Source organism: Paenibacillus mangrovi, from assembly GCF_022898935.1.
In the GTDB taxonomy this organism is placed as follows: domain Bacteria; phylum Bacillota; class Bacilli; order Paenibacillales; family Paenibacillaceae; genus Paenibacillus_AQ; species Paenibacillus_AQ mangrovi.
The window spans coordinates 465132-486504 of sequence record NZ_JALIRP010000005.1; the positions used below are offsets into that span (position 1 = coordinate 465132).

Here is a 21373-nt window from a genome sequence, read left to right on the forward strand (position 1 = left end):
TTTCCTTACAGAAGGAAATCCTGAGCCTGGAACCACAAGCATCGAATTCTTTTATTATCTGATTCACAGCGCCATACAGCAAAAATGCAAACCGCTTCCTCTCGCCCTGTCAGGGAGATCACCAGAAGCCGTTTGCTGCATTCACGGGCCGATAAAAGCGGCCTAAAAACCGCCTAAAGCCCAACAAGTATTAACGCTTGGGAATCTGTATTACGATTTCATAATGATCTTCCCGGTCATTTTCAGTCGTTTTAATAGTCAATCCCGAATCGGATACCATATCAATGGATTGACGGATGGTATTCAAAGCCAAACGTACATCCTTGGTAAATGAAATGCGTTTGGACTTTTTAATTTTTGAAGCTTCTTTATAAAAAGCAACTCTTGCTTCTGTTTGTTTGACATTGAGCTCCTTGGAGATAATTTCAGTCAACAGCTTCAGCTGCAGCTCTTCTGTATCCAGAGACAGCAATGCACGAGCATGTCGTTCTGTAATTTTACGCTCCATGAGGGCCGTCTTCACTTCTTCCGGTAAATGAAGCAGACGGATTTTATTAGCAATGGTCGACTGGCTTTTACCGAGACGCTGCGCAAGGCTTTCCTGAGTCAATTGATGAAGATCAATCAACTTTTGGTAAGCTACCGCCTCTTCGATCGAGGTCAAACCTTCACGCTGTAAGTTCTCGATTAAAGCAATCGAAGCTGCCTGCGAGTCATTAAATTCACGAACAATCGCCGGGATGGTCTCCATCCCTAGTTTCGTTACAGCACGCCAGCGCCGTTCTCCGGCAATAATCTCATATTTGGAATTACGGACACGAACAACAATCGGCTGAATGATGCCATGCGTCTTAATGGTCTGGCATAGCTCATCAATCTTATCATCATCAAAAATCGTGCGGGGCTGATATGGACTGCTGACAATCTCCCCCACCGGAATTTGTTTCACTTCATCACCATTGTTGCGCTCCGTCAAACCAAACAATTTAGAAAATTGTTCTTTCATTCCGTATATTACCACCTAAATTCGTAATAGCACTTTGGCAAAGCGCTTGGTCAGCATCATGTGTAGCAATCGATTTGCTTCCAAATCTCATGAGTCGAAAATACGCCTTTTAAACCTGTTACAAACTGTATGTAAGTCCTGTAAAATCTGTAGAACAAACATTTCTAGCGCCCTGCGCTCCGGTCAAACATTAAGTAAAATCACCGCTTAATTCTGCTTATCATAACTCTCTCTATTCTACCACTTTTTTTCATATAATCCTATTCTCCAAAGTCCTCTTTTTTTCCTGCCCGGTACTTATTTTTTGAGGAACCATTACGATCCTGTTTATAAGAAAACACTGTACTTACATCCGATTTTTCTGATGATATAATTTGCAAACATCGTGACGGAATACTCAAATTGACTCTTCACTTTTTAAAGGCATAGATTGAGAATAAATGGTAATGATGATTTGTTTTTAGTTGGGGGTTCCTGATTCAATGATGGGGAAAAACCCATAAGAAAAACATTATCGATGTAATTCGCAGAATCCAGACCATTTAGAGGTAGTTTTTCTTGCGATATAAGAATACTGATTCTTCGAAGTTTTATACTTTTCTATATTTTTAAAAAAAGAGGGATGTTTCACGTGAAACATTCCTCTTAATCTCTTTCGATATTAAACTATGAAAATCTTTTGTACTCTCCATTTCTGAGAGATTTCATACCAGCTATAGAGGCGTTTTAATAGCTGTCCCTGCTTTTCGGGGGTATTTACCCGGTGTCGCCCCTGTCTTGTCAATCACGATGATGTGACGTTCCGATTCCTCCACCGGAAGAGTGAACTGTTCCACCCGGTTAAGCTTCCCTTTAAGCTCTTTCAAACTTCGGGATGCTTCTTTCACTTCCTCATCCGGACTGCTGCCCTTCATGGCCGCGAAGACCCCTCCTACTTTCACATAAGGAAGGCAGAATTCATTCAGCACCGAAAGCTTTGCTACTGCACGCGCTGTAACCAGATCATAATGATCACGATGTTCAGGTTTACGCGCCCAATCTTCAGCCCGGCCATGCAGCGATTGGACATACTCCAAGCCGGTTTCCTGCACAACATGCTGAAGGAAGTTAATTCGCTTATTCAGTGAATCAATAATGGTTAAGTGAAGATGCGGGAAGCATATTTTAAGCGGAATCCCCGGAAAACCCGCACCGGATCCAATGTCCGCCATCGTCTTCACCTGATTCATATCTACATAAAAGGCAAGAGATATGGAATCATAAAAATGCTTCGTATAAACCTGCTCCCGATCTGTAATGCCGGTAAGGTTCATCTTTTCATTCCAGGAGACGAGCTCTTGATAATAGGTTTCAAACTGTTCCAATTGGGACGAGCTAACCTCGATCCCCTTTTCATGAAGTCGCTGTGTAAAAGCCTCTTGTATATGGTCCATGCGTTAACCTCTTGCGGCTGTTACCCGGTTATAGTGCTCCAGATAAACCAGTAGAATGGAAATATCCGCAGGCGTTACGCCGGAAATACGGGATGCCTGCCCGATTGAGATTGGCCGGATACTCGAAAGCTTCTGCCGCGCTTCAATCGCAATGCCTTCGATTTCATTATAATCAATCGTTTCCGGAATCTTCTTCTTATTCATCTTTTTCAGGCGTTCCACGTGGATAAGCTGTTTTTCGATATATCCGGCATATTTGATTTGAATCTCGACTTGCTCCTTCATTTCCTCAGTCAGGTTGAACGGAGACGGGGAGATTTCTTCGATATGATCATGGCTGACTTCCGGACGACGCAAAATCGTCAGCAAATTGCTGCCATCCTGGATTGGCGCAGACCCCAACCGTTCCAGCATCTCATTCACATGGGAAGGACCTACTTTGGCTGCCTGAAGGCGCTCAATCTCCTGCTCCACCTTTTCCTTCTTAGCCAGGAACTTCGCGAAACGTTCATCGGAGATCAAACCAATTTCATGGCCAAGCGGTGTCAGACGCAGATCCGCATTATCGTGCCGCAGAAGTAAGCGGTATTCCGCACGGGATGTCAGCAGACGGTATGGTTCATTGGTTCCTTTCGTTACCAGATCATCGATCAATACACCGATATATCCTTGCGAACGATCCAGAATGACTGGTTCCTTGTCTTGAACGCGGCGTGCCGCGTTAATACCCGCCATGACTCCTTGTCCAGCAGCTTCTTCATAACCAGAAGTACCATTGATTTGCCCGGCAGTGAACAGCCCCGGAATCATTTTGGTTTCAAGCGAAGGCCACAATTGTGTCGGAACAACGGCATCGTATTCGATCGCGTAACCGTTACGCATCATCTCTACCTTTTCCAGACCTGGAATGGAACGCAGCATAGCAAGCTGAACGTCCTCCGGCATACTGGTGGATAGACCTTGGACATAATATTCAGAAGTATTTTTGCCTTCGGGCTCCAGGAAAATCTGATGCTTCGGCTTATCGCTGAAGCGTACGATTTTATCCTCGATGGATGGGCAGTAGCGCGGCCCTGTTCCCTCAATCATGCCGGAGAACATTGGTGCCCGATGCAGGTTGGCATTAATAATTTGATGGGTTTCGAGCGACGTATATGTCAGCCAGCAAGGAAGCTGTTCGTTATCAGAACCTTCGGTCTCATAGGAGAAGAACTTCGGCTTCTCATCGCCTGGTTGAATTTCCGTTTTCGAAAAATCAATGGTCGATTTGTGAACACGCGGAGGTGTTCCTGTTTTAAAACGAACGAGGTCAAATCCAAGCTCGCGCAAGTTCTCAGCCAGTTTAATCGAAGGCTGTTGGTTGTTCGGGCCGCTCTCATACGTCATTTCACCCATAATCACTTTACCGCGCAGGTAAGTACCGGTCGTCAAAACAACGGATTTGGCGCGGTATGCCGTACCGGTTTTGGTAATTACACCAACGCAGACGCCGTCTTCCACGATCAGCTCTTCCACCATTCCTTGACGCATGGTCAGGTTCGGTTCCTTTTCCATCGTTTCCTTCATGGTATGCTGATACAGAAATTTATCCGCTTGGGCACGCAGGGCATGAACAGCCGGTCCCTTCCCTGTGTTCAGCATGCGCATTTGAATATAGGTCTTATCAATATTGCGTCCCATTTCCCCGCCGAGCGCATCAATTTCACGGACGACATGACCTTTCGCAGGTCCTCCGATCGAAGGATTGCAGGGCATAAAAGCAACCATATCCAGGTTTATCGTAATCATCAGCGTGCTGCTTCCCATACGGGCTGCAGCGAGGGCAGCTTCACAGCCGGCATGACCCGCGCCGATGACAATCACATCATAGCTGCCGCCATCAAAACTCATGCATAAAACCTCCTTTTCATATTCGAAAAATAAATTTATATAAGCGCGTTCTTTATTTACCTAAACAGAATTGTGAGAATATTTGATCCAGCAGCGAATCCGATGCCGTATCGCCAATAATCTCACCCAGCTGCTCCCAAGCGAGCCGAACATCGATCTGGATCATGTCGATCGGAATGAACTGCTCAGCGGCATCATAAGCATCCTGCAGCGATTTATTCGCCTTTTTAAGCAGGGCAATATGACGCACATTGCTGACATAAGTCAAATCCCCAGATTCAATGCTACCGCTGAAGAAGAGCTGGGAGATAGCAGCTTCGAGCGCATCGATCCCCTCTTGTGCCTTCACAGACATCGGTACAATCAAATCCTCCGCATAATACCGCGACAAGATATCCTTATCCAGCTGTGGAGGTAAGTCCATTTTATTCATAATGACAATCGATTGTCTACCGCGGATTTGTTCCATTAATTCCAGTTCATCCTCATGCAGCGGCTCACTGGTATTCAGAACAAGCAGAATCAGGTCCGCCTCTGTAACGGCATGCTTGGAGCGCTCCACGCCAATTTTCTCCACGACATCCATCGTTTCACGAATACCGGCGGTATCCAGCAGCTTCAACGGAATATTGTTAATTGTAACAAACTCCTCTATGACATCTCTCGTCGTTCCCGGAATATCCGTTACGATCGCACGATTGGTATGGGCCAAAGCATTCAGCAGCGAGGATTTACCGACATTCGGACGGCCAACAATGGCAGTGGTAATTCCCTCACGCAAAATCTTGCCTTGCTCGGCAGTCTTCAGCAGCTTCGCTATCCCCTGCATGACCTCGGTACTCTTTTCCTTGATAAACTCGGCCGTGAGCGATTCGACATCATGCTCGGGATAATCGATATTCACCTCGATATGTGCCATTGTCTCCACCAAAATATGCCGCAGCTGCCTGATCTGCTCGGACAGAGCTCCCTCCACCTGTTTTAATGCGACAGAGAAAGCCCGGTCCGATTTGGACCGGATCAAATCGATGACGGCTTCCGCTTGGGACAGATCGATCCGTCCATTCAAAAAAGCACGCTTCGTGAACTCGCCCGGTTCCGCTAAACGGATATCCTGCTGGAGCAGCAGATCCATCACTCTTTTCACTGAAATGACGCCGCCGTGCGTGCTGATCTCTACGACATCCTCTGTTGTAAAAGAACGTGGAGCGCGCATGACGGTAACCAAAACCTCTTCTACCCGCTCTTCTCCATCCGGATCAATGATGTGCCCATAATGGACCGTATGCGTCGCCGCCTCGGTCAGCTTGGTTTTACTATGAAAAATCTTCTCCACCTCGGCAATGGATTCGGGACCGCTCACACGGATTACCGCGATGCCCGCCTCCCCCACGGCCGTCGAAATGGCTGCAATTGTATCACTAAGCAACGTCTTTCACCTCATTTTTCCTGCTGTCATTCCTCCATCGCCCTCTTACTTCTATCCTATCCACCTCGGGGATTGTAAAGACTCCAGGACTGAACAAACAGCTCCTTATCTACGAAAAAAGCAATGACTTCATCAGCTGTGACAGCTGAGTAAAGTCATTGCACATCCATGCTCATCTCAGGATATGAATCCCATCTACTTTAATGTAATGACAATACGCCGGTTTGGCTCTTCCCCTTTGCTGTATGTCTTCACCTGCGGATGATCCTGCAGTCTGGAGTGAATGACTTTACGCTCCTGTGAAGACATCGGCTCAAGGACAACCTCCTTGTGTGAACGGATGACGCGGCCCGCAAGGCGGTCCGCCAAATCCTCCAGCGTTTTCTTGCGCCGCTCCCGGAAATTTTCTGCATCCAGCACAATGCGGATATAGCTGTCCGAATAGCGGTTGGCCACAATGTTGGCCAGGTACTGCAGGGCATCCAAGGTTTGTCCTCTTCTACCAATAATGAGGCCCAAATCAGGTCCGAATATTTGAAGCGTTGTAACATCCTTGGCATGCTGGACATCTACGGTGACATCCAGGCCCATGCTTTTGCCGACATCTTTGATAAACTGTACGGCTTCTTCGTAAGGATCAAGCTCAGTCTTCTCTTCCTCAGCCACCGGCACAGCCGGATCTAATGGCAATGTTGATGCCGTCTTGACTGGAGTTGGCTCAGGATCAGGCAGCAGCGTTAGCTCAACCTTCGCTTCCTTGACGCCAATCAGTCCCAGGAATCCTTTTGACGGCTGCGTTATGATATTGACCGTAACCCGGTCCTGACTTACCCCAAGCTGGGCCAGTCCTTGTCTTACAGCTTCTTCAACGGTTTTTCCTGATACGACGACTTTGCTCATTTAGATTTTTTGGCCCCCTTTTTACCTTTTCCCGCATTGCCTTTATTGCTCTTATTGCCTTGGCTGTTGTTCTTTCCACCACTGCCTCCGGCGGAAGATACGGCCGCTACATTCGCATTCGGCTTGTGATTGCGGTATAAGAAATAGTTCTGTACGATCGTGTACAGGTTACTGTAGAACCAGTATAATGGCAGCGCAGACGGGAACTGGTACGACATGAAGAAAATGAGTACCGGATACACCATCATCATGAACTTCATAGCCCCCTGCTGCGGGCTTGGGTTCATTTTCATCATCATGCTGGACTGAATGAATGTCGTTGCTGCAGCAAGTATCGGTAGGATAAAGGTTTGGTCCGGCTTACCAAGCTGAAGCCATAAGAAAGAATGATCATATAAATATTTATTATGAATAATCGAGTTATAGAGAGCGATAAATACAGGCATTTGCACGATCAGCGGCAAACATCCTGCCATCGGGTTAACTTTATTTTCCTGGAACAAGCGCATCGTTTCCTGCTGCTGCTTCTCCGGGTTATCTTTGTATTTCTCTTTGATCTTGGCAAGCTCAGGCTGGATCGCCTGCATGGCTCTTGAGCTTCGAACCTGTTTGATCGACAGCGGCAAAATAAGCGTCCGCACGATAATCACCATAACAAGGACGGCCAGTCCATATTCACCATTAAACCAATGTGCAAACGTATCCAGTGCATACGAGAAATAATAAACAACGTTTCTCTGCCAGAAACTACCGCTATTTCTCATATCTTCGGTTGTATATGTTATCGAACTACTACCACTGGTACCGCACGCAGTTAATACCATCACTGCAAGCATCATTACAGCAATAAGCAGGATCAGTTTCCTGCCTCGTCTCGTCTTGAATAGCGACACTTGATAACCCCTCTCTGAACACTTCCGTTCAACATAGATCATACCATAATTATATGGACAAAGAAACCAACTTTCACCGCGCTGGAGGCCGCAGCAGCGACGCTTTGCGCAGCACATGAAGCACGCTTTTTTCCAAGTCCTTATAAGGCATATCCAGCGCACCTTTGCGAACAATAAAAACAAGATCCACATGCTCGATTAGCTTATCCTCTTGATGACGGACAATCTCTTTGACGAGCCGACGCATCCGGTTGCGGACAACAGCATTGCCCACCTTTTTACTGACGGAAATACCCACTCTAAATTTTTCTACCTCTTTTTTGCGGAACCAATACACGACAAACTGGTGGTTCGCAAAAGACTTCCCATGACGATATACGCGGCTGAAGTCCGCTCGGTTTCGTAAACGTAAACTTTTTTGCAATCATATCCCCTGCCTGCCATCCGCCCTCACTGTTCAAGCGGTCATTTCTTGACAATAAGAAAGCTTTATTTTTTAGCATGACTAGACCAAGAATCTCTTATCATGCATCCTTCTAATTACCTGCAAATCGATGTTTAAATTTTTACTTCATATAATATAAGGAAAGATCACATTCAGTATCGTCATCCCTCGGCGATCATAAACCACCTGCTGCCAAGTTCATCCTTCCCTTTTTTTTGCTCATTTTGAAGCGAATCTATATTAATCCAACTTATAAACGTACCGTATTCCTGCAAAAATGAAGAAAAAAAGACCACCGCAGTGGTCTTCATGCACGAAATTTACGCACTCAATACTTTTCTGCCTTTCAGGCGACGAGCTGCCAGCACTTTACGGCCGTTTTTCGTGCTCATTCTTTTCCGGAAACCATGAACCTTTTTGCGTTTGCTCACATTCGGTTTAAATGTCGGTCTCATGTATTGCACACCCCCTTACAGGATCTCATAACCTTATGGTTAATTCATTTTCATCTACACAGAAAATGCCTTTATACATTTAACCATGTCAAGAGCTAAAAGTCAACTGATCCCTTCCCTCATTTACATCAAAATCACAGCGAAAAAAAGGCATCCTCCCTCATTTTATCCAATTTCACCATTTCGCTGTCCCTCTAAAAAGAAAAACGTCTATCGAGGTACTTTCTCAGATCTACCTGTTCCTTAGACAGCCAGCTGCAGTTTTACATTCGACCTTCATGAGACTTAAGGCATCTCTCCCTCTTTAATGCTATTGCTCTTTGGCCTCTCAAGAAAATTGAAAATCCTTGGCCTTCCCCTTGATTTAAGCTCGCTGATATTAAAAGAGGTTTTCCACAGGCCGAGCGAAATTCGATTCATAAAAATCCACAGATCCCACTTATCCACTTGTTCACAAGAATCGCCGCAGCTTTCTCTTTTCCGGCACAAGCTGTGCACAACTTATTTGGTAATTTTAAGGATGCTGTCGAAACTTAAACAATTTATAAACAATATATAGTGTTGTGAATACAATTTATACACAACTTATTGAATTTGTGGATAAATTGGACGCATACATTGATAAAAAGGGATTCTTTTGCTATGATTATATTACTTTTGGATGTGAATATCTGTTTTCACCCATAATATTATCAACAAGCTGTGGATAAACTTGTGAACAATTTTAATTTGTCCACTTTTTTTTATTTTCTCCTAATGTGAAATTGGGGATAAGATTCACCAGCATTCATTTTTTTTCGACAATTCCACTCAAGTGGCGAAGGCAAAGCCGCATTTGGAAGATTTAAAGGAGTGACAGTCAGTGGACAGCCATACTTCCGAATTATGGCAGCAAATCCTATCCATTATTCATACCAAGCTAAGCAAGCCAAGCTTCGACACCTGGTTTAAAGCAACGAAAGCGATCCAAATGAGTGACCACTCCATTGTCATTTCCGCGCCTACCACTTTTGCTGTTGAATGGTTGGAAAGCCGCTATACCAAACTCGTCAGTACGACCATCTTCGAAGTGCTTGGCAAACAAGTTGACGTCAGATTCGTCATCGAAGAGAACAAGCCTGCAGAAGTGGTTACCCAGCAGCCCGCTCCAGTGCCTCAGGTGACCCAAGAAGAAGCATTCAACCATATGCTAAATCCCAAATACACCTTTGATACATTCGTTATTGGATCCGGGAACCGGTTTGCCCATGCGGCATCGCTCGCCGTCGCCGAGGCGCCGGCTAAAGCATACAACCCTTTATTTCTATACGGGGGCGTAGGGCTGGGAAAAACGCACTTGATGCACGCTATTGGCCATTACATCCTGGAGCATAATCCTGCAAGCCGCGTCGTGTACATTTCTTCCGAGAAATTCACGAATGAATTCATTAATTCCATCCGGGACAACCGGGCGGAAAGTTTCCGTAACAAGTACCGCAACGTGGATATACTGCTGATTGATGACATTCAATTCCTTGCTGGGAAAGAATCGACTCAGGAGGAATTTTTCCATACATTTAACGCGCTGCACGAGGAACAGAAGCAAATCATTATCTCCAGTGATAGACCGCCAAAGGAAATTCCGACCCTGGAAGATCGGCTCAGGTCCCGCTTCGAATGGGGACTCATTACTGACATTCAGCCTCCGGACTTGGAAACGCGGATCGCCATTCTACGCAAAAAAGCGAAGGCCGAAAATCTCGACATTCCGAACGAAGCCATGATGTATATCGCCAATCAGATCGATACGAACATCCGTGAGCTCGAGGGTGCCTTGATCCGGGTCGTCGCCTATTCGTCGCTTACCAATCAAGACGTCTCAACGCATCTGGCTGCAGAAGCATTGAAGGATATCATCCCTTCCAGCCGACCGAAAATGATCACCATCCAAGACATTCAACAAAAAGTCGGGGAATACTACAATTTGAAGCTGGAGGATTTCAAGGCACGCAAACGAACGAAAGCCGTCGCCTTCCCACGACAAATTGCCATGTATCTCTCGCGCGAGTTGACGGATTTTTCTCTGCCCAAAATCGGTGAGGCCTTCGGAGGCCGGGACCACACCACCGTGATTCATGCGCATGAAAAAATATCCCAGTCGCTGAAGAATGACCAGGATCTTTTTAAAGTGATCAATAACATTACAGAAAAAATCAAAAATCCGACCTGAACAAGTTCAAAGCCTATGCACAATCTATACACATGTGGATAGGCTTAATTTGTTGGGGATTTCCGGGCTTATCCACATATTCAGTGCCCCTACTGCTATTACTATGTTTTAAATATATAAATATAACCATAAGAGCTGCGCAAAGAACGAGTTCAAAAAAGGTACTCTCCCATTCAGCTCGAAATTCCTGCTAGGAGTGAAAAAATGAAGATCAGCATTCTTAAAAATGTCCTTAACGAATCCATTCAGCATGTATCCAAAGCGATATCCAGCCGTACCACTATTCCGATCCTTGGAGGCATCAAGCTGGATGTCACTCATCAGGGCGTCACTTTGACGGCAAGTGATACGGATATCTCGATTCAGTCGTTTATTCCTGTAGAGGATGACAACAAAACGATCGTACAGGTGGAGCAACCCGGCAGCGTTGTGCTTCCAGCCAAATTTTTCGTGGAAATCATCAAAAAGCTACCTTCCCAGGAAGTTCAGATGGAGGTAAAAGAGCAGTTCCAAACCTTTATCTCTTCCGGTGCCACTGAAATTCAGATGGTCGGTCTCGATCCAGAGGAATTCCCTGTGCTTCCTGACATTGAAGGCAATCAGACGATTTCCATTCCGGGCGCACTGCTGAAAAATATGATCCGTCAAACGGTATTTGCCATTTCCACTCAGGAAACGACACCAATTTTGACAGGGGTTTTGTGGAACCTGGAGAATGATGATCTGAAATTCACTGCCACAGACCGCCACCGTCTTGCGACACGATCTGCCCATTTGGAAGGAACGGAAGAAGTGAAATTCAGCAATGTCGTCATTGCCGGCAAAACACTGAACGAGCTGAGCAAAATCGTGCCTGATCAAAATGCTTTGGTTGATATTGTTGTAGCGGACAACCAAGTTCTCTTCAAGCTGGACCGCGTATTGTTCTATTCCCGTATTCTGGACGGCATTTATCCGGATACTTCTAGAATTATTCCGACAAGCTATAAAACAGAACTCGTTTTGGACACAAAAAAATTAAGCGAATCGATCGACCGTGCTTATTTGCTGTCCCGTGAGGAAAAAACGAATATTGTGCGGCTACAGACAATGGAAAACGGGGGCATTGAAATTTCCTCGAGTTCGTCCGAGCTCGGTAAAGTGCGTGAGGAACTCGATGTGATTGATTTCAAAGGGGAGCCGCTGCGCATATCCTTCAACTCCAAATATATGCTTGATGTGCTGAAAATCGTGGAAAGCGAGCAGCTGATGATTGCCTTTACCGGCATGATGAGCCCGATTATCCTCAAACCGATGGATGACAGCCAAAGCTCGTATATCATTCTTCCTTACCGGACCACGAACTAAAAGCTCTGAACTTATGCACAGGAAGGGCGTTAACGATGAAAGAAATAGTTATCCACAGTGAATATATTAAGCTTGATCAGTTTTTGAAACTGGCTGACTGCGTACCCACAGGCGGAATGGCGAAGGCGCTGCTACAGGAAGGTCAGGTACTTGTGAATGGAGAGCCTGAGGAACGCCGAGGACGGAAGCTCTATCCCGGAGACCAGGTGAAGGTGGAGGACTGCGGCGAATTTACAGTAGCCCGCGAGTCCTGATATGCCCCTCACGAAGCCGCGGCTATAAGTGGCGATAGGCGGGAGATGAGGAGGAAACGCAGTGTTTGTAAAAAGCATTAGTCTGCAGCATTACCGCAACTATGAGGAACTGAAGCTGGATTCTTTTGGCGATGTCAATCTGCTGATCGGACAAAATGCACAGGGGAAGACCAATTTGCTCGAGGCAATTTTTGTTCTTGCGCTGACCAAAAGCCACCGTACCTCCAGAGATCGTGAATTGATTTCTTTTCAGGATAAAAGTGCGCACCTGTCTGCCGTGGTGGAGAAGAAGTACGGCCCGCTCACGCTGGACCTGAATCTTTCACCGCAGGGGAAGAGAGCCAAGATCAACAGTCTCGAGCAGCGGAAGCTGAGTGACTTTATCGGATCGCTAAATGTGGTTATGTTCGCACCTGAGGATCTGGAGATTGTGAAGGGAACGCCTGGCATACGCCGGCGTTTTCTTGACATGGAAATCGGTCAGGTTCAGCCCGGATACCTTTTTCACCTGCAGCAGTACCAGAAGGTGCTGAATCAGAGGAATAATCTGCTCAAACAAATGTGGGGCAAAGACAAGCCGCAGCAGGGGCTTTTGGAGGTATGGGACCAGCAGCTGGCAGAGCACGGTGTTAAAATCATCAAAAAGAGGAAACAATTCATAGTAAAGCTGCAAAGATGGGCAGAAACCATCCACCACGGCATTACGAACGGCAGCGAAGACCTGAAACTTGTCTATCTTCCGTCGTTTGGCGAAGAGACGGAGGAAGATGAAGCTTATCTTTTTGAACAATTTATGTTAAAATTATCACAACTGAAGGATCAGGAGCTTCGGCGCGGTATGACACTTGCCGGGCCTCATCGTGATGATTTGGCCTTTTTCATCAATGGCAGGGAAGTGCATACTTACGGATCTCAGGGACAGCAGCGTACGACTGCATTGTCTCTCAAACTGGCGGAAATTGAACTAATCCAGGAAGAGATCGGGGAATATCCGGTACTGCTTCTGGATGATGTATTGTCCGAGCTTGACCCTTACCGCCAAACGCAGCTGATCGAAACATTTCAGAGCAAGGTGCAGACCTTTATTACAGCGACGGGAGTCGAGAGCCTGAGTGTGGATAAACTGAAGAACGCCAACATCTTTCATGTTCATGACGGACACGTTGGCTCTTAAGGAGCTGAGGACTATGTATATTCATCTGGGCGGTGAAAAAATTATCCGTTCTGCGGAATTGGTCGCTATTTTTGATATATCGATCGAGAAATCTTCAAAAATATCCAAGCAATTTGCCAGCCATGCATGTCAGCAGAAGAATGTGGAATATATCAGTGAAGAGGAAGCCAAGTCCATCGTCGTGACCCAGAGCACAGTCTATTATTCCCCGATTTCATCCTCCACACTCAAGAAGCGGGCCAAAGTGTTTGTGGCCAATGCTTGACATATAAGTTTTTTAAATCATTGGGATTCGTAATAGCAGATATAGAATTTATAGAAGTAGGTGACAGGCATGTCTATGAATCAACCGCAATATGATGAGAGTCAGATTCAGGTTCTGGAGGGTCTGGAAGCCGTCCGTAAACGTCCTGGTATGTATATCGGATCCACCAGCGCCAAAGGCCTTCACCATTTGGTATGGGAAGTCGTCGACAACAGTATTGACGAAGCTATGGCCGGCATTTGTGATCATATCGAAGTTATCGTTCACAAAGACAACAGCATTACGGTTATTGATAACGGACGGGGGATCCCAGTCGGTGAAAATGCCAAACTGAAAAAATCCACACTTGAAGTCGTTATGACTGTGCTGCATGCAGGCGGTAAATTCGGCGGCGGCGGATACAAGGTATCCGGCGGTCTGCATGGTGTGGGTGTCTCTGTCGTTAACGCATTGTCGACGAAGGTTGTCGTGCAGGTAAGACGTGACGGGCATATCTATCAACAGGAATACCATCGGGGCGTTCCGCAGTATGATATTAAAATTGTCGGCGATACCGACGATCACGGAACGACAGTTACATTCTTACCTGACCCGGAGATTTTTACCGAAACGACCGAATATGATTACAACACGCTGCTGACACGGATCAGAGAACTGGCTTTCTTGAACAAAGGCATTGCCCTGACGCTGACAGATGAGCGGACAGGGGCATCCAACTATTTCAAATATGAGGGCGGCATCATTGAGTACGTCAAGTATTTGAACGAGAAAAAGGAGCCACTCCATGAGCAGCCGATTTACGTTGAAGGCTCACGCGATATGATCCAGGTCGAAATTGCGCTGCAGTACAACGACAGCTACACGGAGAACATTTATTCATTTGCCAACAACATCAACACGCATGAAGGCGGTACGCATGAGTCCGGCTTCAAGAGTGCTTTGACTCGTATCATCAATGATTATGCCCGTAAGAGCGGCATGATCAAGGACAGCAACTCCAACCTCTCCGGTGATGATGTCCGTGAAGGTCTGACAGCGATCATTTCCGTCAAAATCCCTGAGCCTCAGTTTGAAGGACAAACGAAGACCAAACTTGGAAACAGTGAGGTCCGCGGTATCGTGGAATCTCTATTTTCTGAAAAACTGCAGGAGTTCATGGGTGAGAATCCTGCTGTCTCCAAACGCGTACTGGAAAAAGCGTTGCAGGCGTCCCGTGCCCGCGAAGCTGCGCGTAAAGCGCGTGAGTTGACACGCCGGAAGAGTGCGCTCGAAATCAGTGCCCTGCCGGGAAAACTCGCAGATTGCTCCTCCAAGGATGCATCGATCAGTGAGCTTTATATCGTCGAAGGGGACTCCGCCGGTGGATCCGCTAAACAGGGACGCGACCGTCATTTCCAAGCGATCCTGCCGATCCGCGGTAAGATCCTGAACGTTGAAAAAGCGCGTCTGGACCGGATTCTGTCTAACCTGGAAATCCGGGCTATGGTAACCGCAATGGGAACAGGGATTGGTGACGAGGATTTCGACATCAGCAAAGCCCGTTACCATAAGCTGATCATCATGACCGATGCCGACGTCGACGGAGCGCATATCCGAACACTGCTCCTGACGTTCTTTTACCGGTATATGCGGCAGCTGGTTGAAGCGGGATATATTTATATCGCTCAGCCACCTTTGTTCAAAATCGAACGGAATAAAACGGTGCGTTATGCCGGTTCCGAAAAAGAACGCGATGAAATTATCGCTGAGTTCGGAGAAAATGCCAAATTCAACATTCAGCGCTATAAAGGTTTGGGTGAGATGAATCCTGAGCAGCTGTGGGAAACTACAATGGATCCGGAAAGCCGGACCATGCTGCAGGTGACCATTGAAGATGCAATGCAGGCGGATATGATTTTTGATACCCTGATGGGTGATAATGTTGAGCCGCGCCGTGATTTCATTCACGAGCATGCTAAGCATGTGAAGAACCTGGATATCTAGACGAGTGAATAATGCCAAGAAGGTGCCTATGTGTGCACCTTCTTCTTTTTTTGGTGGCTGCTCATACTCTGGATTTGCGGCGGATTTTCTTTTTTGGAGCCCAAATGCGTCCATAGGCTATGGCATAATGTTGAATGCGGCGGTATATGCTTTTATCCTTGAAAAAATTCCTGAAAGGGAGAATGGCAGGCATTGTATTAACCTCTAGAATCCATAGGGATAACTCTGGACCGATGGCAATATCCAGTCCAATTTCTTTCAGTCTTGGATAATCATTTTGCAGCTGTTTGGCGGTAGCTTCACCGAGCTCGTAGAGTTCTTTTTCAAGGGTGTCGATTCTTTCCTTGGGAGCATGTTCTGTAAGTACCTCGTCCAGCATTTTAATGGTCCCGCCGCTGTGATAGTTGGTAATGATTCTATTTATGGCTGCCACACGGGCTACGATGGCAGTGGTCTCCCAGTTGCCATAGGGCGTTTTTTGCGTCAATACTCTTAAATCAAACGATCGGTCCATGTATTTCAACTTGGGAATGCCCTGCTGTATGAGATACAGCTTTTTCCCTGTGCGGCTGTGGACGGCACGATGCAGATCGTCCAAGGAATTAAAATCATCGCTGCGGGTCTCATAATGCAGCCGGTAATGTTCTTGGGGGACGGGCTCGCTGTCCTGCTCCAAATTACTCTGCTCAATATTACTCTGCTCATGAAGCCGGTCGACGCACATGACGCCATTGCCGTAAGTACCGACATCAGGCTTGATATATACTAGCGGGTGAATGTTTAACATTTCGCCGAGTGTGGCCTTTGAGTATTTGAGAGTGAGTGGAATATAGCGTGTGATCTGGCTGTCATGTAGCAGTACTTTCGTTTTAACCCACTTACTTGGAACACGCTGTATGGCCAAGACATTTCATCCTTTCCGCGAAAGTAGAGATTGGAAGGCAGCAGTCTGCCCAATAAGGGGGAGCAAGAAGATCAAGGAATGTGTAAAACATAGGACAAGGTAGCGAATGAATGGTATAATATAAAGATGCTGTGATTTTAAAATTACACCTAAAAATAGCTTCTTTTGCCTATCAGTATATGTCGGGCGACAAAGAAAGGTAGGGCGTATCCCCATAAGCGTGTAAGTTGGGCGGTACTACGGGAGAGAAAAGCTAAACGTTTAATTGTGCTCTTTTTGTGAAAGTAATATAATAAAGATTGATGGTTTTATCGTAATTTTAATCATCGAACGGTACTGCTTCCTCCGGTAACCGGCGGATTGCGGCATGCCGTTTTATGCTTGTATGGAACTAAAGTTCGTACTGTCAGAAGTTCTGAAAAAGGCTTCTTTTTAAGGCCTGCTGCCGCTTGAGCTTTAGTTTAGATTGAATATAGATGCGTTTGTGAGTGAAATGGAGGAGGTCCACCATGGCAGAAGAAAATAATCCCCAGATTAAGGAGCGGGACATTGGTGTTGAAATGCGCGAATCCTTTATGGATTATGCGATGAGCATCATTGTGAGCCGGGCTTTGCCGGATGTACGGGATGGACTGAAGCCGGTACACCGGCGCGTGCTCTATGCCATGTCCGAACTTGGGTTGTCCCCGGACAAACCGTTTAAGAAATCGGCGAGAATCGTCGGCGAGGTCATCGGTAAGTATCATCCACACGGTGACGTACCTGCGTATGAAACGATGGTCCGGATGGCCCAGGATTTTTCGATGCGCTACATGCTTGTCGAAGGTCACGGCAACTTTGGCTCTGTTGACGGCGATGCTCCGGCTGCTATGCGTTATACCGAAGCACGTCTATCGAAGATTGCTCAGGAAATGCTGCGCGATATTAACAAAGAAACCATTGATTTTACCGAAAACTATGATGGCGAAGAGCTGGAGCCGGTCGTGCTGCCTGCGAGATACCCGAACCTTTTGGTGAATGGTGTATCCGGTATTGCCGTTGGTATGGCTACCAACATTCCGCCGCATAATCTGGGTGAAGTTATCGATGGCGCACTTGCCCTGATCAAGGATCCTGATCTGACTTCGCTGGATTTGATGGATTATATTCACGGCCCGGATTTCCCAACGAGCGGTTATGTACTTGGACGTTCAGGAATCCGGCAGGCCTATGAAACCGGACGCGGCTCCGTAACCATGCGTGCCAAAGCGGAGATTGAGGAACATAATAATAAAGCGCGGATTGTCGTGACTGAGCTTCCATACCAAGTGAATAAAGCGCGTTTGGTGGAGAAGATTGCCGAGCTCGTACGTGAGAAGCGTATTGACGGCATTACAGACCTTCGTGACGAATCCGACCGTACGGGTATGCGGATCGTCATCGAGCTGCGCCGCGATGTGAATCCGAGTGTTATGCTGAACAACCTGTACAAACATACAGCGATGCAATCTACATTTGGCATTAACATGCTGGCCATTGTGAAAAATGAACCAAAAGTTCTGAGTTTGCGCGATGTACTGCATTACTACCTGGAGCACCAGGTTGAAGTCATTCGCCGCCGGACGGAATACGACTTGAAAAAAGCCGAAGCCCGCGCCCATATCCTTGAAGGTTTGCGCGTAGCCTTGGATCATCTGGATGAAGTCATCTCCATAATCCGCGGATCCCAGACGACTGATATTGCCCGTGAACGCTTGATTGAACGCTTTGGCCTCAGCAATGAGCAAACGCAGGCGATTCTCGAAATGCGTTTGCAGCGCCTGACCGGTCTGGAACGCGAGAAGATTGAAAATGAATACCAGGAACTGATGACCAAAATTGCCGAGTACAAGGAAATTCTGGCCAACCATCAATTGGTTTTGGAGATCATCAGCAACGAGTTGCTTGAAATCAAAGAACGTTATGCCGATGAACGCCGTACCGAAATCACGGTGGGTGAAGAAAGCATTTTGGATGAAGACCTGATTCCGCGTGAAGAAGTGGTCATCACCATTACCCATACAGGCTACATCAAACGCTTGCCGGCTAACACGTACCGCAGCCAAAAGCGGGGCGGACGCGGGGTTGTGGGCATGGATACGAAGGATGAGGACTTTGTCGAGCATCTGTTTGTAACCAACTCCCACCATTACCTCATGTTCTTCACCGACAGAGGAAAGGTATACCGGCTTAAGGCGTACGAAATTCCTGATCTGAGCCGTACTGCCCGCGGAACGGCGATCATCAACCTGATTCAGATTGAACAGGGAGAAACGATCAATGCAGTGATCCCGGTCGAGGAATTCGAAAGCGACAAATACCTGTTCTTCGTTACACGGAGCGGGATTGTCAAGAAAACGCCGCTTGAGGACTACGTGAATATCCGCAAGGGTGGTCTCATCGCGATTAACCTTCGTGAAGATGATTCCCTGATTGAAGTGAAATTAACCGACGGACAGCAGGAATTGATTATGGGTACGGCACAAGGGATGTCGATCCGCTTCTCTGAAAACGATGTTCGTTCCATGGGCCGCAGTGCTACTGGGGTCAAAGGAATCACACTTGATGACAATGATCAGGTAATCGGTATGGATGTCGTAGATAAAGACCTGGATGCCCTGATTGTAACGTCCAAAGGTTACGGAAAACGGACGCCGCTCAATGATTACCGTTCCCAGACCCGCGGTGGTAAGGGGATCAAGACGATGAACATAACCGATAAAAACGGTTCTGTTGTCGGTCTGAAGGTTGTAAAACCGGATGAAGATCTGATGATCATTACATCCAGCGGAACACTGATCCGTACAAGCATAGATGGAATTTCCACTATGGGCCGCAATACACAAGGCGTGAAGCTGATCAATATCCGCGAGGACGACTTTGTAGCTACGGTATGCCGTGCAGACAAGAGTGAGGAGCCTGAGGATGATGAAGAAGGTGCCGAGTTCGAAGAGAACGGTATAACCGCTTCATCCGAAGGTACCGAGCCTACAGAGGCTGCTGAGGATGCCGGAACAGAAGGATCTTCAGAAGAAGAATAGATATATTTGTTGAGCAGGGCTTTTGATTATTCAAGAGCCCTGCTCTTTTTGTTTAGAAGGGAGTAGAAAGGGGAAACTTGGAGCAGTGATTGGTTGATTCCTGCCGGAATATAGATTGTACAGGCATACTATCCATAATATAATGGTGTATATTGCCATTACTTATAGATGGAAGTTAGCGAGGGAATCGTTATGGCCAGCATATCTATTTTGGAATTAAAACCCGGCATTAAGTTGTTAAAAGATGTACATACCCCACTGGGGGGGCTACTGCTGCAAAAGGGCACGGTTTTGCTTCCTCGTGACTTAGACATCCTGCGGGCCTTTATGGTGCAGTATGTAGAGGTGGATACAGGAGAAGCGGATGCGAATCATGGTTCAAAGCCAGCATCACGCAAAAGCCAGTTGAATAATTCAAAACCAGCCGAGCAGGCTCCAGCCAATAAGATCTCCAACCTTTATGATGAATATGACAAACTGATTTTGCTCGTCAAAAGCGCATATCAATCCGTCATTGCTACTGACTTGCCGATCTACGAGCTACGTAACCAGCTGGAAGCACTGATAGCGCATATCAAGGACTATAACCCATTAACGTTCACGCCAAAATCAATGAATGAGTATGACTACATTTTTCATAATGCTGTTTTATGTGCTCTGTCTTCTTACCTGCTTTCCAAGTGGGGCGGGCTTCAGCAAAAGGATTGGATGCAGGCGGCATTTGCCGGCCTGTTTCATGACATCGGCAATGTAAAGGTTGATCGGGCAATTCTATTCAAGCCCCAGCCATTATCTGCTGCAGAGGTGGAAGAAATGCGCAAGCATACGACTTATGGCTACCAGATCCTTAAGAACACAACAGCCATTAACGAAGGTGTTAGACTTGCGGCACTTCAGCATCACGAGAAGGTCGATGGATCGGGATATCCGCTGCGCCTTGAGGGAAACAAGATCCATGTATATGCCAAGATTGTGGGCATCACGGATATTTTCCACGCTATGACGCTTAACCGTATTTATCAGAAGGCTCAGTCCCCATATCTAGTGTTGGAGCAAATCCAAACTGAAGCATTCGGTAAACTTGATCCAACCCTGGTGCAGATTTTTATTCAAAAGGCGACGGAATTTCATAATGGTACGGTTGTCCGTCTTAGCAATGACCAGGTTGGAGAGATCGTCTTTACGGATCGCAGCAATCCGACGCGGCCCATGATTTCGGTAGGCGGAGAGATTGTTAACCTGGTACAGCAAAGACATCTTTATATCGATGAAGTGATATCTTCAAATTAAATAGTTGACTTAGTTAATGAAGCTGTGTTATATTATTTCTTGCCTTTCCGAAGGCGTGAAACAATACAATGCAGCTTTTAAAATATTTCTTTTTTTAAAAAAAGCTTGCATTAAAACGAAATACATGATATATTATAAGAGTTGCTGCTGAGATAAACGAGCGGTAACGAAAACGAAAGAATTTGATCTTTGAAAACTGAACAACGAGTGAGATACAGACTTCAGCAATGAAGTCAAAACGCAAAGCAGTTCGGTCCCCGAACTGTGGAGCACAAATGAGATTTAAATCTCGTCAGATTCAAAATGAGCTACAAACTTTCTTGGAGAGTTTGATCCTGGCTCAGGACGAACGCTGGCGGCGTGCCTAATACATGCAAGTCGAGCGGACTTGATGAGGAGCTTGCTCCTCTGATGGTTAGCGGCGGACGGGTGAGTAA

General features: G+C 46.5%; 17 protein-coding genes and 1 rRNA gene. 9 read left to right on the forward strand and 9 right to left on the reverse strand.

Annotated features, from left to right (window positions below; translation table 11 throughout):
* Positions 1-190: 190 nt before the first annotated feature.
* The 8 genes from noc to rpmH form a co-directional block, all read right to left on the reverse strand.
* Complete coding sequence (gene noc / locus MUG84_RS15100; RefSeq protein ID WP_244726020.1) at positions 191-1006, reverse strand: nucleoid occlusion protein; 816 nt, start codon at positions 1004-1006, stop codon at positions 191-193.
* A 713-nt stretch (positions 1007-1719) separates the two neighbouring features.
* On the reverse strand, positions 1720-2439 hold the full coding sequence (gene rsmG, locus MUG84_RS15105; protein WP_244726022.1) for a 16S rRNA (guanine(527)-N(7))-methyltransferase RsmG: 720 nt from the start codon (positions 2437-2439) through the stop codon (positions 1720-1722).
* Between the two features lie 3 nt (positions 2440-2442).
* On the reverse strand, positions 2443-4329 hold the full coding sequence (gene mnmG, locus MUG84_RS15110) for a tRNA uridine-5-carboxymethylaminomethyl(34) synthesis enzyme MnmG (RefSeq protein WP_244726025.1): 1887 nt from the start codon (positions 4327-4329) through the stop codon (positions 2443-2445).
* A gap of 52 nt (positions 4330-4381) precedes the next feature.
* Positions 4382-5758 (reverse strand): tRNA uridine-5-carboxymethylaminomethyl(34) synthesis GTPase MnmE, encoded by a 1377-nt coding sequence (gene mnmE, locus MUG84_RS15115; RefSeq protein ID WP_244726028.1) that lies wholly within the window; start codon positions 5756-5758, stop codon positions 4382-4384.
* A gap of 195 nt (positions 5759-5953) precedes the next feature.
* Positions 5954-6658 carry an RNA-binding cell elongation regulator Jag/EloR gene (jag, locus tag MUG84_RS15120; RefSeq protein ID WP_244726030.1) on the reverse strand — a complete coding sequence of 235 codons (705 nt, stop codon included), beginning with the start codon at positions 6656-6658 and terminating at the stop codon, positions 5954-5956.
* Positions 6655-7551, reverse strand: coding sequence for a YidC/Oxa1 family membrane protein insertase (locus MUG84_RS15125; RefSeq protein WP_244726032.1), 897 nt, complete (start codon positions 7549-7551; stop codon positions 6655-6657). The genes jag and MUG84_RS15125 overlap by 4 nt, the downstream gene beginning before the upstream one ends.
* 73 nt (positions 7552-7624) lie before the next feature.
* A complete protein-coding gene (gene rnpA / locus MUG84_RS15130; protein WP_244726034.1) occupies positions 7625-7975 on the reverse strand; it encodes a ribonuclease P protein component in 351 nt (116 codons plus the stop codon).
* A 341-nt stretch (positions 7976-8316) separates the two neighbouring features.
* Entirely contained in the window at positions 8317-8451 is a 135-nt protein-coding gene (rpmH, locus tag MUG84_RS15135) for a 50S ribosomal protein L34 (RefSeq protein WP_019914530.1), read from the reverse strand.
* An 862-nt stretch (positions 8452-9313) separates the two neighbouring features.
* Between rpmH and dnaA the strand changes: the two genes are divergently transcribed.
* The 6 genes from dnaA to gyrB all read left to right on the forward strand — a co-directional run bounded on the left by dnaA (position 9314) and on the right by gyrB (position 15683).
* Complete coding sequence (gene dnaA, locus MUG84_RS15140) at positions 9314-10660, forward strand: chromosomal replication initiator protein DnaA (RefSeq protein WP_244726036.1); 1347 nt, start codon at positions 9314-9316, stop codon at positions 10658-10660.
* Positions 10661-10864: 204 nt separating this feature from the next.
* The gene (gene dnaN / locus MUG84_RS15145) at positions 10865-12007 is read left to right on the forward strand and encodes a DNA polymerase III subunit beta (RefSeq protein WP_244726038.1); all 1143 of its coding nucleotides are present in this window, start codon (positions 10865-10867) and stop codon (positions 12005-12007) included.
* A 35-nt stretch (positions 12008-12042) separates the two neighbouring features.
* Positions 12043-12261 (forward strand): S4 domain-containing protein YaaA, encoded by a 219-nt coding sequence (yaaA, locus tag MUG84_RS15150; RefSeq protein ID WP_244726041.1) that lies wholly within the window; start codon positions 12043-12045, stop codon positions 12259-12261.
* 61 nt (positions 12262-12322) lie between these two features.
* Complete coding sequence (gene recF / locus MUG84_RS15155) at positions 12323-13435, forward strand: DNA replication/repair protein RecF (protein ID WP_244726043.1); 1113 nt, start codon at positions 12323-12325, stop codon at positions 13433-13435.
* Positions 13436-13448: 13 nt separating this feature from the next.
* Positions 13449-13700, forward strand: a complete 252-nt coding sequence (gene remB, locus MUG84_RS15160) for an extracellular matrix regulator RemB (RefSeq protein ID WP_244726045.1) — start codon at positions 13449-13451, stop codon at positions 13698-13700.
* A gap of 69 nt (positions 13701-13769) precedes the next feature.
* A complete protein-coding gene (gyrB, locus tag MUG84_RS15165; RefSeq protein WP_244726048.1) occupies positions 13770-15683 on the forward strand; it encodes a DNA topoisomerase (ATP-hydrolyzing) subunit B in 1914 nt (637 codons plus the stop codon).
* Between the two features lie 61 nt (positions 15684-15744).
* Here gyrB and MUG84_RS15170 read toward each other — a convergent pair whose 3' ends face one another.
* Positions 15745-16587, reverse strand: a complete 843-nt coding sequence (locus MUG84_RS15170; protein WP_244726050.1) for a YheC/YheD family protein — start codon at positions 16585-16587, stop codon at positions 15745-15747.
* A gap of 509 nt (positions 16588-17096) precedes the next feature.
* Between MUG84_RS15170 and gyrA the strand changes: the two genes are divergently transcribed.
* The 3 genes from gyrA to MUG84_RS15185 form a co-directional block, all read left to right on the forward strand.
* Positions 17097-19646, forward strand: a complete 2550-nt coding sequence (gene gyrA / locus MUG84_RS15175) for a DNA gyrase subunit A (RefSeq protein ID WP_244726052.1) — start codon at positions 17097-17099, stop codon at positions 19644-19646.
* A 192-nt stretch (positions 19647-19838) separates the two neighbouring features.
* Positions 19839-20936 (forward strand): HD-GYP domain-containing protein, encoded by a 1098-nt coding sequence (locus MUG84_RS15180; RefSeq protein WP_244726054.1) that lies wholly within the window; start codon positions 19839-19841, stop codon positions 20934-20936.
* A 317-nt stretch (positions 20937-21253) separates the two neighbouring features.
* Positions 21254-21373, forward strand: a 16S ribosomal RNA gene (locus tag MUG84_RS15185); the annotation flags it as partial.

Coding starts and splice junctions, on each gene's coding strand:
- noc (WP_244726020.1), bottom strand. CDS start 1,006: ATGAAAGAACAATTTTCTAAATTGTTTGGTTTGACGGAGCGCAACAAT.
- rsmG (WP_244726022.1), bottom strand. CDS start 2,439: ATGGACCATATACAAGAGGCTTTTACACAGCGACTTCATGAAAAGGGG.
- mnmG (WP_244726025.1), bottom strand. CDS start 4,329: ATGAGTTTTGATGGCGGCAGCTATGATGTGATTGTCATCGGCGCGGGT.
- jag (WP_244726030.1), bottom strand. CDS start 6,658: ATGAGCAAAGTCGTCGTATCAGGAAAAACCGTTGAAGAAGCTGTAAGA.
- rpmH (WP_019914530.1), bottom strand. CDS start 8,451: ATGAGACCGACATTTAAACCGAATGTGAGCAAACGCAAAAAGGTTCAT.
- dnaN (WP_244726038.1), top strand. CDS start 10,865: ATGAAGATCAGCATTCTTAAAAATGTCCTTAACGAATCCATTCAGCAT.
- yaaA (WP_244726041.1), top strand. CDS start 12,043: ATGAAAGAAATAGTTATCCACAGTGAATATATTAAGCTTGATCAGTTT.
- remB (WP_244726045.1), top strand. CDS start 13,449: ATGTATATTCATCTGGGCGGTGAAAAAATTATCCGTTCTGCGGAATTG.
- gyrB (WP_244726048.1), top strand. CDS start 13,770: ATGTCTATGAATCAACCGCAATATGATGAGAGTCAGATTCAGGTTCTG.
- gyrA (WP_244726052.1), top strand. CDS start 17,097: ATGGCAGAAGAAAATAATCCCCAGATTAAGGAGCGGGACATTGGTGTT.
- MUG84_RS15180 (WP_244726054.1), top strand. CDS start 19,839: ATGGCCAGCATATCTATTTTGGAATTAAAACCCGGCATTAAGTTGTTA.